Source organism: Gabonia massiliensis, assembly GCF_001403595.1.
Taxonomy (GTDB): Bacteria; Bacteroidota; Bacteroidia; order Bacteroidales; family Coprobacteraceae; genus Coprobacter; species Coprobacter secundus.
In genome coordinates this window covers 1438363-1454366 of the sequence record NZ_LN877940.1, presented here as the reverse complement: position 1 = coordinate 1454366, position 16004 = coordinate 1438363, and the positions used below count along the sequence as shown (strand labels likewise).

Annotated in this window: 10 protein-coding genes; 9 read left to right on the top strand and 1 reads right to left on the bottom strand. The window is 39.8% G+C overall.

Features of this window, described 5'->3' with window-relative positions:
* Window positions 1–68: 68 nt before the first annotated feature.
* The 9 genes from BN2628_RS15525 (at window position 69) to BN2628_RS15485 (ending at window position 15160) form a co-directional block, all read left to right on the top strand.
* On the top strand, window positions 69–1646 hold the full coding sequence (locus BN2628_RS15525; RefSeq protein WP_055099699.1) for a beta-N-acetylhexosaminidase: 1578 nt from the start codon (window positions 69–71) through the stop codon (window positions 1644–1646).
* 30 nt (window positions 1647–1676) lie between these two features.
* Complete coding sequence (locus tag BN2628_RS15520) at window positions 1677–3008, top strand: sugar MFS transporter (RefSeq protein ID WP_055099694.1); 1332 nt, start codon at window positions 1677–1679, stop codon at window positions 3006–3008.
* Between the two features lie 6 nt (window positions 3009–3014).
* Window positions 3015–4205 carry an N-acetylglucosamine-6-phosphate deacetylase gene (gene nagA, locus BN2628_RS15515; RefSeq protein ID WP_055099685.1) on the top strand — a complete coding sequence of 397 codons (1191 nt, stop codon included), beginning with the start codon at window positions 3015–3017 and terminating at the stop codon, window positions 4203–4205.
* Entirely contained in the window at window positions 4202–4981 is a 780-nt protein-coding gene (locus BN2628_RS15510; protein ID WP_055099677.1) for a glucosamine-6-phosphate deaminase, read from the top strand. Before nagA ends, BN2628_RS15510 begins: the two co-directional genes overlap by 4 nt.
* Before the next feature lie 2 nt (window positions 4982–4983).
* Window positions 4984–7341 carry a glycoside hydrolase family 20 protein gene (locus BN2628_RS15505; protein ID WP_074024208.1) on the top strand — a complete coding sequence of 786 codons (2358 nt, stop codon included), beginning with the start codon at window positions 4984–4986 and terminating at the stop codon, window positions 7339–7341.
* Window positions 7342–7363: 22 nt separating this feature from the next.
* Entirely contained in the window at window positions 7364–8416 is a 1053-nt protein-coding gene (locus tag BN2628_RS15500; protein ID WP_055099635.1) for a hypothetical protein, read from the top strand.
* Between the two features lie 5 nt (window positions 8417–8421).
* Window positions 8422–9597 carry a hypothetical protein gene (locus tag BN2628_RS15495; protein WP_055099612.1) on the top strand — a complete coding sequence of 392 codons (1176 nt, stop codon included), beginning with the start codon at window positions 8422–8424 and terminating at the stop codon, window positions 9595–9597.
* A 315-nt stretch (window positions 9598–9912) separates the two neighbouring features.
* Window positions 9913–13983: a hybrid sensor histidine kinase/response regulator transcription factor gene (locus BN2628_RS15490; protein WP_257606515.1), complete on the top strand. Its 4071-nt coding sequence runs from the start codon at window positions 9913–9915 to the stop codon at window positions 13981–13983.
* A gap of 70 nt (window positions 13984–14053) precedes the next feature.
* Entirely contained in the window at window positions 14054–15160 is a 1107-nt protein-coding gene (locus tag BN2628_RS15485) for an SIR2 family protein (RefSeq protein WP_044227226.1), read from the top strand.
* A 153-nt stretch (window positions 15161–15313) separates the two neighbouring features.
* Here the strand turns inward: BN2628_RS15485 and BN2628_RS15480 are convergent, their stop codons facing one another.
* Window positions 15314–15814 (bottom strand): RNA polymerase sigma factor, encoded by a 501-nt coding sequence (locus BN2628_RS15480; protein WP_044227229.1) that lies wholly within the window; start codon window positions 15812–15814, stop codon window positions 15314–15316.
* Window positions 15815–16004: the final 190 nt, after the last annotated feature.

Here is a 16004-nt window from a genome sequence, read left to right as displayed (position 1 = left end):
ACTGCTCCAATCCCAAAAAGAAAAAAACAGTATAAATACAATTACTATAATCTTTTGATACCATCGACATGAGCCGAATATTATATACCTTCATCACATTGCTTTTCACTCTCGAAACAATAGCCGAAATCTCTGTTATTCCGGCTCCGCTTTCGATAAAAGAAACACAAAACGAATATCGTTCAGGAACTAAAATAGAAATCTGCTACAACCCGTTACTGAAAAACGAAGCTGAATATCTGCAATCGATATTCACAAAAGAAGGACTGCAATGCGCTTTGGCCACCGGTATCAAAACAAAAAACAGTATCGTTTTAGATCTCTCATCCAAAATAAAAGGAAAAGAAGCCTATTCGCTGGAGACTTCTTCCCAAACCATACATATTTCAGCCTCATCACCTACCGGGATTTTTTACGGAATACAAACTCTTCGGCAACTCATCCGTATCGACAACAAACAAATAGTTGTACCGGGGGTATCGATACAAGATAGACCGTCTTTTCCCTGGCGTGCTTTCATGCTTGACGAATGCCGACACTTCAAAGGAAAAGAATGTGTAAAACAACTGTTAGACGAAATGGCCTTTCTGAAAATGAATACTTTTCATTGGCATCTGACCGATGACCAAGGCTGGCGCATAGAAATAAAAAAATATCCGCTCCTGACCCAAATCGGAGCATTCAGAGACTCCACTCAACTCGAAAACTCCCGTAGTAATAAATATCTGCAAAAACCTCATGGCGGATTTTATACTCAAGAAGAGATTAAAGAAATCATCCGTTATGCCGACCGGCTGCATATACGTATCATCCCGGAAATAGAAATGCCGGGGCATGCCGGAGCAGCTATCGCCTCATATTCCTGGCTCGGTTGTACAGACAAGCCAATACCCGTTCCCTGTAAATTCGGAGTAAACTACGACATTCTGGATGTTACTAATCCCGAAGTTTACTCCTTCATCGAAGGCGTATTGGATGAGGTTATCAACCTGTTCCCTTCACCTATCATTCACATTGGCGGTGACGAAGTTAAATATGACCATTGGAAAGCATCCTCGGCCATCACGCAATATATGGAAAAAAACAAAATCAAAAATCCGGCTGAACTTCAAATTGACTTCACCAACAAGATATCTCGTATGCTTAGCCAAAAAGGTAAACGAATGATTGGCTGGAACGATATAACCGGAGACAAAATTCACAATTTTCAAGCAGAAGACGAAACCGGAAGCAGTGCACAACTGGCACCGGGAACCATCGTTCAATTCTGGAAAGGAGACAGTACCCTTATAAGAAAAACATTAGAAAAAGGATTCGATATCGTAAATTCTTACCATATCTACACCTATCTCGACTATACTTACAAGAAAACCCCGCTTGAAAAAGCATATTCCTTCTCTCCCATTCCGGAAAATATTCCGGCCGAACTCAAAAAACACATACTCGGTTTAGGTTGCCAAATGTGGACCGAATGGCTACCCACCTGTGAAAGCGCACAAAAAATGATATTTCCTCGAATTGCAGCACATGCCGAAACTGGATGGACAGCTCCGGAAAGCAAAAACTTCACCCGATTCTCCAATGCATTGCAAGGACTCCTGAAACACTGGGACAAAGTCGGAATAAAATACGGAGATTTCAAATAAACCTGTACTGATAACCTCACAAACATTAGCATGACAACACAGAACGAAACACACGCCCCCATAATGAACAAGAAAAACTTTATCATCTCCATAGCCATTATGGGAGGATTATTTTTCACATTTGGCTTCGTATCTTGGGTAAATGCCATACTCATTCCATATTTCCGTATCTCATGTGAACTGACACACTTCCAATCTTATCTGGTGACTTTTGCTTTTTACATTGCATACTTTGTGATGGCTATTCCGGCATCTATACTGCTCAATAAATTCGGATTCAAAAAAGGAATGATGTATGGGCTCTGGGCCATGGCTTTAGGAGCCTTACTATTTGTCCCTGCAGCTTCTACACGTACATACGGCCTGTTCCTTACCGGTCTTTTTACTCTCGGCACCGGACTGGCCATTCTACAAACGGCAGCTAATCCCTATGTAACAATCATAGGCCCCATCGAAAGTGCTGCCCGACGTATCAGCATCATGGGGCTTTGTAACAAATTTGCCGGAATCATATCTCCACTTATCTTTGCAGCACTGGTCTTACGTACCACCGACAACGAGCTATTTGCCCAACTGAATCAAAATCTGATTGTCGGCCCCGAACGGGAAGCGATATTGGACGAACTCATCCGAAGAGTCATGCTCCCATACACCGGGCTGGCTATCCTGCTATTCCTTTTCGGAATAGGAATCTATCGTTCGCCTCTGCCCGAAATCAATACCCGGCAAGTAAATAACGAAGAAGACAGTACTGTAACCGAAAAAAACAGCATCTTGCAATATCCGCATCTTATTTTAGGAGCATTGGCCATATTCCTGCATGTCGGGACTCAAGTTATTGCCATAGATACAATTATCGGTTATGCCGAAAGTATGGGCATAGGGCTTGTCGAAGCCAAAGTATTCCCTTCCTATACTCTTACTTGCACCCTAATCGGGTACTTCTTGGGTGTACTATTCATTCCCAAAGTTATATCCCAGACCAGGGCCCTAATTCTATGCACGACATTAGGGCTTATATTTTCTTTAGGTGTAATATTCGCTTCAGGCGACATCACCTTATTCGGACATCGAACCGACCTGTCCATCTGGTTTCTCGTACTGATGGGATTGCCCAATGCTCTGATTTATGCAGGTATCTGGCCATTGGCCATCAACGGGTTAGGGCGCTTTACCAACTTAGGGTCCTCCTTACTCGTAATGGGACTTTGTGGAAATGCATTCTTACCTATGATATACGGCATACTGGCCGACCATTACGATGTACGCACCGGATATTGGGTACTCATCCCCTGTTTCCTCTATCTCATCTTCTTTGCAATATGGGGACATAAAATCAAAAACTGGAAAAGCATAAAATAAAACAATATGAAACGCATCAAGATATTTAACGGTAATATCATCACTCCGTACCGAACCATTACCGATGGTACGATAATTATCGAAAACGGTATTATACAAGAAGTTAGCGAATCTCCTGTCGAAATAACTGATGCCGAAACAATAGATGCCAATGGCGCATGGATAGCACCCGGATTCATCGACTTGCATACTCATGGAGCCGGTAACTACGATTTCATGGATGGTACGGTAGAAGCATACCTCCAAGCTGCCCGCATGCATGCCACCCACGGTACTACTCTGCTTTTTCCCACAACCCTCACCAGCACCAAAGAACTGCTGTTCGAATCTTTCGATATTTACCGGAAGGCAAAGGTACTCAATCGGGAAGGTGCAGCATTCGGAGGCCTCCATTTGGAAGGCCCCTATTTCGCCATGAGCCAGAGAGGAGCACAAGACTCGCGCTATATACTTTCTCCCGACCCGAAAGATTATATGGAAATTCTCGAACGCTCAACCGATATTGTACGTTGGAGTGCCGCCCCGGAACTGCCGGGAGCTCTTCCATTTGCCAATGAACTATCTCGACGGCACATACTGCCTTCCATTGCCCATACCGACGCCATATACGAAGAAGTTTTAAAAGCCTTTGAATACGGATTTACACACATAACCCACTTTTATTCATGTATGCCCGGCATTACTCGGAGAAATGCTTTCCGTTATGCCGGAGTCATCGAAGCAGGATATTTGATAGAAGGCATGACGGTAGAAATTATTGCCGACGGAATACACGTCCCGGAAAGCCTTCTCAAACTCGTATACAAAATAAAGGGTCCGGATAATATAGCCCTGATTACCGACTCGATGCGGGCAGCCGGGATGCCAGAAGGAAAAAGCATATTAGGAAGCCTGTCGGATGGACAGGAAGTAATTGTCGAAGACGGAGTAGCTAAATTGCCTGACAGGACAGCCTTTGCCGGAAGTGTAGCGACAACCGACCGTCTGGTACACACCGTGACTACCCTCGCCGGAATACCTTTGACCGAAGCTGTACGCATGGCTTCATCAACCCCGGCACGTATAGCCGGAATACAGGAGCGGAAGGGCAGTCTCATCCCGGGAAAAGATGCCGACATCGTCATATTCGATGATTGCATAGATATAAAAATGACTATCATAAACGGAAACATAATATATAAAAAACAAGATATATGAATACCGAATTAAAAAAAGATAATCTGAACGTAAAAATATACGACACACGTAAGCAGATGGGTGAAAAAGCGGCAGAAGAAGCTGCGGCATACCTCAAAAGTCTACTTTCCAAACAAGAACAGGTAAATATCATATTTGCAGCAGCACCTTCTCAGAATGAGTTCTTGGAATCCTTATCCGTCACCCCGGGCATAGAGTGGAACCGGATAAATGCCCTTCACATGGACGAGTACATCGGACTTGATAAAGATGCACCACAAGGATTCGGTAATTTCCTGAAAGGAAGAATTTTCGACAAAGTTCCTTTCAAATCGGTACACTATCTCAACGGGCAAGACCCCGACCCGATACATGCTTGTCAAGTATATGAAAAAGTATTGTCCGAATTCCCGGTAGATATTGTCTTCATGGGCATTGGCGAAAATGGTCATATTGCTTTCAATGATCCTCATGTTGCCAACTTTAACGATACAAAAAGAGTAAAAATTGTCGACCTCGACGACAGATGTCGTCACCAACAAGTAAACGACGGCTGTTTCAAACATATCAACGAAGTGCCGACCCATGCACTTACACTTACTGTCCCAGCACTTTTAAAAGCTGCACGCATATTCTGTATAGTTCCGGCGCAGACCAAAGCCTGGGCCGTAAAAGAAACGTTAACAGGAAAAATTTCAGAACACTGTCCGGCTTCTGTACTTCGTACTCATCCCCATGCTACATTGTATGTAGACAATGACAGTGCAACCCTCTTCCTCCAATCTTCAAATCGATAATTATGAAAAAAATAAAACCGATACTTATCCTTTGTATGATACTGCTCACCGGTTTGCCTGTGAGTGCTCATACCTATTCTATCATCCCATATCCGAAATCGCTGATTCCTCAAGAAGGAAAATATATCTTTAAAAACGGGCAAAAAATTTCGTTCCCTACTGAAATATCAGAAGTGGCAAAAGAATTTATCTGCCGTATAAAAACCGTAACCGGTATAAATCTGGTCACAATATCGGAAAGCAAAAAAGCAGACATATCCTTCACCTTGCAAAAAAATATGGCAAATGAGGCTTATAAACTACACATAACCCCCACACATATTACCATTCAAGCATCTACTCCGGCAGGATTTTTCTATGCTATACAGAGCTTATACCAACTCATGCCTCCCGAAATAAGCGTTAACAAACGTACAGAGAGTGTAAATGTATGGAATGCTCCTTGCGTACAAATCGATGATGAACCGAGATTTGCTTATCGGGGCATGATGCTCGACGTAGCACGATATTTCATGCCCAAAGAATACGTATTGGAATTTATCGACCGACTGGCTGCCCAAAAAATCAACACATTCCACTTTCATCTGACCGAAGACCAAGGCTGGCGCATAGAAATAAAAAAATATCCGAAACTGACCTCTGTCGGAGCTACACGGCCTTACACGATGGTCGGATACAAAACATTCCATGCACCGATTATCCCCGATAATACAGTGCACCAAGGATATTATACACAAGATGACATTCGCGAAATTGTCGCTTATGCACAAAAACGCTTCGTCACCATTATTCCCGAAATAGAATTACCGGGACACAGTTCCGCTGCAGTTGCAGCTTATCCCGAACTGTCTTGTGGTATAAAAAACCGGTATGAAGTAGTAAAAACATTCGGTATATTCGACAATGTATTCTGCCCAAATGAAAAGACTTTCCGTTTCTTAGAAGATGTATTCTCCGAGGTGGCTGCACTCTTCCCTGGAACCTATATACACATTGGTGGAGACGAATGTCCCAAAACAGCATGGAAACAATGTTCTCATTGTCAAGGGCTGATGAAAAAATTAAATCTAAGGGATGAAAACCAGTTACAAAGCTACTTTATTCACGAAGTAGAAAAAATAGTCAACCGACAAGGTAAACAAATAATCGGTTGGGACGAAATACTTGATGGAGGATTGGCCCCCAATGCTACAGTAATGTCATGGCGAGGAGAAAAAGGTGGAATCGAAGCTGCAAAATCTGGGCATTCAGTAATCATGATGCCGAATGCCGACACCTACTTGAACTATTATCAGGAAGACCCGGAATACGCCCCCATAGGTTCAGGAAGTTTTCTACCGATAGAACAAGTATACAGCTATGAACCTATCCCGGCTCAAATGAACGATAGAGACAAAAAATATGTATTGGGAATGGAAGCCGCATTATGGACTCCATATATGAAAAATCCGGATGTGGTAGATTATTACATGTATCCCCGATTTTATGCCGTTGCCGAGGTTGCCTGGACTCCTGCAGAAGCAAAAAATTATACGGATTTCCTTGCCCGCATACGCAAACAATACGCCCGGCTCGATTTACAACAGGTAAAAGCTTGCCGCAACTATTTCGACGCTTACATCGACGGAGCATTCAACAAACGCACCCGAAAGTTCGAAGTACGTATTACCGGAATGATACCCGGTTCGGAAATAAGATACACGACTGACGGGCACATTCCGACTCTTGCATCAAACGTATACTCTAACCCGATAGTACTCCATAAAAATACGACCATTAAAGCTGCAATATTTACTCCTGACGGCAATATAACCGGAAAAATAACAGAGAAAAATTTTGTCGTAAATAAAGCCACCGGTAAAAGCTATATATGCAATGTACCCTACCGATTCAAACCGGACAATCCCGGAGCCAAAGATTACTCTAAATTCAATTTCTGCGGCCTCACCAACGGAATCAAAGGTTACCTCAACCATGTACATCCTTGGGTAGCCATACGCCCGACAACCATAACCGAAATCACTATCGACCTCGAAAAGCAGGAACAATTCAGCTCGATAAGATACTCCGTGCTCAACGGTTATGGCCAAGAAGCCGTAGCTCCACAAGAGACGTGGATAGAAATATCCGATGACAACAATAATTTCAAAGAAATAGCACACCGGAACTTTACATACCATATCGAAAACAAATGGCAAATATTCGAGCATAATTTTACATTCGCGCCCCAGAAAGCCCGTTATGTAAAAATAAAGCTTAAAAACGGGTATCTGCCACACAAGCTGGGAGGATTTCCTGTACCCGAAGAGAAGGAAGGTTCTCTCGGAATGATATTTATTGATGAAGTAGAAATAAACTGATAACTTTGTAAAAATCATATATATGAGAAACTCCATAAAATACGGACTGATAGCCTTGGTACTGAGTATCTCGTGTATCGGGCACGCAACGGAAAATCCGATAGAAAAAGCAGACCTGACTCCAGAACAAATACAGCGAGCCAAAACATTCAAACAAGTACTCGGAACAGACAAAGGATACCGGAGTGGCGCATATGTTTATACCAAACGAAGCATAGATGACTATATGAAAGAACCGGAAAAACTGGCTGCCCGACTGGCAGTACTGGGATTTACCGATGTATATTTAGGTTCGGAAAAAGCATTATCCGGAGAAGCTGACGACTACATGAAATGGCAGAAAACATTCATACGAGAAGCACACAAATACAATCTTAAAGTCCATGCTTTACGCTTGAGCAGCGCCAAACTGTATGTCAGTGATATGAAAATACTCGAAGACTGTAATTCGGTCATCAATTATAACTACTCCGTGAAAAAAAGTGACCGTTTCGATGGCGTATCGGCCGATCTCGAACCTCATATTCTGAAAAAAGGATTCATAGACTACCCCAAAGAACTGACCTTAGTCTGGGACTCCAAAAACAATTTCGGTAAGGGGAAAGACAATGACCTGTTACTAAAACGTACTGTAGAGGTGATGAAACTTGCCCAAAAGGAACTCAGGCCACTCCCCCTTAGCCAAGCATTAGGTTTCTTCTTCCAACCTCGTGTAAACAACGGATTGCTCGAACACGGAGGTGCCGATGAGTTTTTACAATATTGTGACCAGCTCATCGTCATGGCATATAACTATAAACCAAGCCGAGTATTCGAAATGGCCGAACCGATATTGAAATCAGCCGAAAAAAGCAAAAATCATCCCAAGAGCGTAAGCGTCTGTGTAAAAACCAGTCTCGGAACCGTAGGAGACGAAGGTCCTGTCACCTCATTCCAAACTCATGGATGGGACTATATGATAGAAGCTATAAAATATTTGGTAGAAAAAGGTAGTACGTATCCAGCATTTCGAGGAGTAGACATTTTTGAATTTCAGGGATTTGAAATGATGTGGAACAATAAGGTAAAACAATAATCCAAATGAAAAAAATACGATTTTACCTAAAAGCCTGTCTAAATTTTGCCCGGACATATAACCCATGTATCGGGACATTCAGACAGGTTCTTACTCTTCTACTACTTTCCGGTTGCTTGTTTAGTTGCGGAAATGACGACAAAATTTCTGACAGTCCGGCATTTATAGAAGTACCGGAAGAACCGACAGAACACGAAAAAGAATTGTCCGAAACCGCAGAAGCAACTTCCCTGATGCTCTCCAAAGCAATTCGGTTCAGAAGCCTGATACAAGAAAAAGAAACATATAGCAGCAGTGTATATGTCTACTCCAGAACAATATCCAAATATCAGGACAATCCGCAAAAATTAATTGCCCGCATCGCCTTATTAGGATTCACAGAAGTATATCTCTCTACCCCTCAAAAATCATTACAGGGAACCGACCCCAAAGGCTATCAATGGCTGAAAACATTTATTGCTGCTGCTCATCGATATGAAATAACCGTCTACGCATTGCGATTAAGCGACACTCGTCTATATGTCGATAGTAACCTGCTATATAACGAAACTGGCTGGGTAGACCAATATAACCGCTCAGTAGCTGCAAATGAAAAAATAGACGGCATATCAGCCGATTTAGAACCTCATGTATTGAAAAAAGATGGAGAATCGACCCCCATAGGGCTAGATATTTTTTGGGACAGTACATCGAACTATGGAATAGGAAAAGAAAATGACCAGCTCCTTGAACGGACCCTGAACCTGCTACATATTGCTCGGGAAGAAATAGCACCCTTACGACTCAACGAAGCCATTTCATTTCTATATCAACCTAAAATAAACGAAAAGAAACTGTCATTTGGAAGCACTCCGCAATTTTTACAGTATTGCCATTCGGTTATCGTCATGGCTTATTATTATAAGAAAGAGACTATTTGGAACCGAAGCAAACCCATACTTACAGCAGCCGGAAATACTTCAAACCAGAGTGTCAGTATATGTGTCAAAACAAGCCTCAACACCTATGGGGATAATGGAGATACCAATACTTCCCTACAACCACAAGGTTGGGATTATTTGCTCGAAACCATAAAATACATTTACGACAATGGTAAGTCTTATTCCTGTTTCCGAGGGATGGATTTCTTCGAATACGAAGGTTTGGAAACCATGTGGGAATGGATAAACGACAAAAATTGACATTTTACAAGACTCTTTAAATAGAAATAAGGCTCACTAAAAGCCCGTTACTTTTTTACTATAATTAAGAATTTATCGAATATGAAATGGATAACGGGTATTTAACGAATGACAACAGGATTACTTCCAAAAGACAATATACAAGCTTCCTCGGAAAAAACAATATCTCCTTTTTCCGAAAAGAGCCGGATATATGTAACGACAAAATACACGCCAAAACAAAAAATTTCTTCTATCCGGAAATTTAGACAACTGGTCCTTAAAGTATTTGGAGATAACAAATTAAATTATTTTATTTGCATATACCTTTTTTCTATGAAATATATGCTTATTCACCATTGTGGCTTATTGAAATACCTAATATTATTTTTTCTCTTTATTACAAACATCAGTTTCACTCAGGCCAATAAAGAAAATGTCCTGTTCGAATCATTAACCGTAAAAGACGGATTACCTCAAATGAGTGTCCTTGACATCACACAAGACACTCAGGGATACATCTGGATGGCAACACGCGATGGACTGGCTCGATACGATGGCTATTCGTTCGACATATTCAGAAATGACGAAAACGACACACTATCGATAAGTAACAATTATGTTGTCTCCGTACAGGAAGACAAAAACAAAAACTTATGGATAGGAACCTTATACGGACTGAATCGATACAATGCTAACACAGAAACATTTACTCGTTTTTACCATTCACCAATAAACGACAACACTCTCAGTTCTAACGAAATACGGAAAATATATATAGATGATGATAACAACGTATGGATAGGCACAACTAACGGACTGAATCTGTATTTACCGAAAGAAAACAAATTTCTTCGCTACTGTGTCAATCCCGGCATCGACCACAGGGTCAGCGCAATCTTACGTATAGGACAAACCATACTTACCGGAACAGATTCAGGACTCTATACCTTATCATTACAGACAAACAAAATAAAGCAATTATCTATCGGAAATTTCAAAGAACTATCCGTAAAAGCCCTTTATAAGGGAAAAAATGAAGATATATATATCGGTACATTTAACCAAGGGCTTCTTATAATCGATAAAAATTTCAAACTAAAGGAACAGCACCTCAACACTCCATTAAAAGATAACTCATTAAGCAACAATTCCATACGATGCATAACAGCGAACAAACACGGACAATTGCTAATCGGGACCTTCAATGGACTGAATATCTTTGACCCTGAAACCGGCAATTTCCGTTCATTTAAGCAGCAGGCCGATAATCTGAGCGGACTATCACACTTTTCCATCCACTCGGTCTGCTGCGACAGCGCCAATACAATCTGGATAGGAACTTGGGCGGGAGGAGTCAACTATTGTAACTTGGACAATAACAACATCTTCCAACTCCACTCTCCCGTATACAACGGCAAACGATTATTAGGTATCGTCGGCCCTTTAGTAAAAGATGCAAATGGAATATGGGTAGGTATGGAAGGAGGCGGACTGCTCTACTATGAAAACTCCACCGATAAATACGAACGCTACATTCCCGACAAAAGCAATGCATCCAACTTCAGGTCGAACATCGTAACAAGCCTGCATAAAAAAGGACACCTCTTATATGTAGGAACTAACAATGGTATCCTTTATCAGTTCGATACCCGTAACAGGCAATTTATACAAAAACAAGTATTACCCGGTACACCATCGATTGTCACTATACACAGCGACAGAAGCGGAAATATCTTATTAGGAGTACAAGATACTTATGGGCTGATAATCATATCTCCCGAAGGACATATACAAAACCGGTTCAAAGACAAGTCGGGAAATGACATAACATTCAACAATATTTGTTCCATCATCGACGACGGTCCAGACACCTTCTTGCTGGGAAGTAATACTCAAGGCATATATCAATACAACCTACAAAGCAAAGAATACGCATTTTATAACCTAAAAAATCCGGAATTAAAAGGTCTCGAAACCAAAGTAAACCAACTCTATCAAGATTCCCGAAAAATAACTTGGGTAGCCACTGCCCAACAAGGAATACTTTGCCTGGATAAAGACAAAAACATTATACAAACCATCTCGACCTCGGACGGTATGAAATCTAATACCATATGTGCCATCAATGCAGATAAAGACGGGAATATATGGGCATCGACTCTATCTTCTATCACTCAAATAGAAAAAGACAACTATAAAATAAAAAATTACGGAGGGTTCAAAACAAATGAATTTGCCTTGCGTTCATGTCTCTCAACCGACTCGATTATCTATTTCGGAGGAGATATGGGATTTATCGCTTTCGACCCATCCCAAATAGAAATAAACACGTTCGTTCCTCCAGTCGTTATAAAAGAAGTTCTTGTAAATAACACTAAAGTATCGTTGAGAGAGCTCGACTATCATCATCAAAAAATTGTTCTCCCTTACGATCGTTCAAATATAACATTTGAATATAGAGCCCTAAACTATATTCGCCCAGAACAAAACCAGTACGCTTATCGCATGGAAGGATTCGACAAGGACTGGATACAAGTAGGTAACCGCTTAATTGCTCATTATACCAATCTGCCGGCAGGAAAATATACATTTCACGTAAAAGCAGGGAACAATGACAATGTATGGAACGAAAAAGGCGTTATCCTCGATATAGAAATACTCCCTCCACCCTGGAAAACATGGTGGGCATATATCGCATATATTGCTATCTTTTTAGGACTTGTCGCTTCCTATCTGAGATATTTACAAATGCGTGTAAAACTTACCAACGATGTAAAAATAAAACAAATAGAACAAGAAAATTCAGAAAAGTTACATGCCGACCGCATCAATCTGTTTACCAACTTTTCTCATGAATTGCGTACCCCTTTAACGCTAATCATAGCCCCATTAGAAGATTTGTTGGGCCGAGCGGATACAACCGCTTCGGTAAAAAAATCATTAGGACTGATGCACAACAATGCCAAACGACTTCTATTTCTTGTAAACCAACTGATGGATTTTAGAAAAAAAGAAGCAGGCAAATTACAAATCAAAGTAGCCGAAGGGAATTTTTCCTTATTTGTAGAAGAGATAGTTATCGCTTTTCAAGAATTGGCAAACTCCAGACATATGACACTGGAATATTTCGGAAAAGAAGACAACGTATGCCTTTGGTACGACCGTTCGTTGATGGAAAAAGTGTTGTTCAACCTATTGTCCAATGCTTTCAAGAACACGCCCGACAAAGGCAAAATTGTGCTCAAAGTTCATCAATATCTCATAGATTCAGCCAAATGGATAGAAATAACCGTCTCAGACACCGGTTGTGGTATACCGATTGACAAACAAAATGCCATATTCGACCCATTTTACCAAGTAAACGAAACCGAAACTGCAACACCAGGAACTGGAATTGGACTCTATTTGACAAAAGCCATTGTCGAACTGCATAGAGGTAAAATAAAAGTAGAAAGCGTACCGGATAAAGGTACTACCTTCATCATCAATCTGCCGGTAGGCAAAGAATACTTTACTGCTGATGAAATCATAGAGAACTACAAAAGTAGCGAAGACATATCAAGATATATCAATACCTCCTATATACCCGAAATGGAAAGAAATATGGATGAGGCAGAAAGTATGAACAAACAAAATGGAAAACACACCGTCTATACTCTCCTTATTGCAGAAGACAATAAGGAAGTGAGAACATACGTAAAAAACAATTTGGCCAATGAATATAATATCATAGAAGCCGCAAACGGTGAAGACGCACTCACCAAAGCTATAAATCAACTTCCCGACTTAATCATCAGTGATATTATGATGCCTAAAATCGATGGTATACAACTTTGTAAAACACTGAAGGAAGACTTACGTACAGGACATATTCCCGTCATACTGCTTACTGCGCGTACCACAGTGCTGCAGATAGAAGAGGGATTAAAAATCGGAGCCGACGATTATATCACAAAACCCTTCAATATGACACATTTGAAGTTGCGCATTTCCAACATACTATGTTCCAGGGAAAAGTTGAAAAACATATACAGCAAAAGCTTCAACACACAAAATATAGGAGAACAAATTACTTCTGCCGATGACCGATTCTTACAAAAACTGTATAAAGTCATGGAAGAAAATATCTCTAATCCGGAATTGAACATAGACAAATTCTGTAAAGAAATAGGAATGAGTAAAACCAATCTTTATTACAAAATAAAGTCGCTCACAAACTTCTCCCCTACCGAATTTATCCGACATTCCCGCCTACAACTCGCTGCCCGTCTGCTCCGGGAAAAAGAAATTCCAATTTCCGAAATATCCACGATTACCGGATTCAATAGTCATTCCTATTTCAGTAACTGTTTCAAAGCTGTATACGGCTGCTCTCCCACCGAATACAGCGAAAAAAATTTATAGAAAAAGTAAATCAGATTTTAAATCTCACCACAAACATATTCCTCATCTTTACTACAAGAAAGAAAAAACAATGAAAAAACAAAACATATCATTTCTAATGGGTGCAGGATTCTCCATTCCGGCAGGAGCCCCATCTGCCAGCCAATTAGGAGAAAAGATAATAGAATTCGGAGAAAAAATTACAAAAAAGAAAATACACCGACATTCAATCACTTATGACCCGTTAGAATTTTTTCTAATGGCAGCTGTTGAATTTTACAATGCCAAAAACGAATTCAACTACGAAGAATTTTACGACTTCATATATGAACTTCCCGACGATAACAGTTTTATAGATTTTCTTTCCGACTATTTTGCAAAATACAAATTATTAGAAAAAGTAAATCACGAATATATTTTACAATATTTCTTAGATTTATTCGAATACTATCAATGGTGGATATTTCATTGTTTATACTCAAACGACAATGTAAACAATGCTGATAAATACTCAGGATTTTTCAATCTGATAAAATCCCATTCATCAGATAATTTATATTTACACACTTTAAATCACGATTTACTATTAGAAAACTTTTCATCCAAAGGGTTTCTTCCCCCCTTGGATGATGGCTTTTTTAATAATGACCGATATTCTTGTACTGATATGGAATGTAGAGAATGGATACCCTGTCCATATTTCGCCAACAAATATTCAAGTAATATACGCATATACAAACTACATGGTTCCTTAAATTATTTCAACACTTTTACAGAAAATGAAAACGGGGCTTATACTCCGAATAGCATAGTAAAAGCCCAAACACCATATAAAGATATTATATTTTTTGACAATATAAAACAGGATTCTCCTCCGACATTCAACCCAAACTTTTTAACCGGAAAGCAATATAAAGAAAGTAACTATTATAACAATATGTTATATACAGACCTCTTTCACCATTTTGACTCCAACTTAACAATATCAGATAAGCTCATTATCATCGGTTATAGCGGAAATGACGAAGGCATCAATCGGCATATCCTCACTTCCTTCGATTTGAGAAAACCATGTTACATCATCGATCCGTTCCCCGGAGAAAAAATTATAGCCCTTAAACAAAATTTTTCAAATGTGACATTAATAAAATGCAGCATTTCTGATTTCACTCCGGAGAATATCGGTTTACAAATATGATTGCCAATATCGGTATCCTTGTCAAAACTTTTAACCATAACAACGTTATAGGCATTGGCTACTATCCTAAAACCACAAAAGATAAAGAGCCAATGCCTTATAACTTTAATATATCCCTTTATATTAAGGGAATGTATATTCATAGTATTTTTATCACAAGTCTATAATCTCAGAAAACATACCTTTAAGTTTTTTTCTAAGGCTGTGAATACGACTTTTAACCGTGCCTTTTTTGAGACCCATAATTTCACCGATTTCATCATAATGTCTCCCTTCAATCAATAGCCCAATCAATAATCGCTCCTGCTCAGTTAATTGATTAATGATATTTATAACATAATAATAATCTTGATAAATTACAATTTCATCATGCTGCTCAAAAAGATATTGTTTTTCTGAATCTAAATATGTAATTCTATTTTCAATATCCTTTTTTGCCCTCCAGAGAGAAATAAAACGATTTTTTATAAAAGTAAACGATATTCTAAAAGGATATTGACGCGATTCGAATTTATCCCTATTGGCCAAAACCAAATAATTGACATCCTGAACAATATCCCAAGCTTCATCACGGTTGCGTGTCAAAGAAAAAGCGTAATTAAAAAGTGAAGGTTGGTATTTCTCCAATTCCTGTTCCAGATTAAAAATTTCCATTTGTTGTCATTTTTTGATAACAGATTAAACAAAAAGAAACCTCCATCCGTTTTGTGTTATATTTGAAAGAAAAGTAGCCATACAACTCTTTGTACGTGTTGGATGGAGATTTTGTTACCTCGCACAAAACCCACGTACACAAGATAATTATATGCATACCCTCCTTTCAATGCTAAAGTAATAATATAAA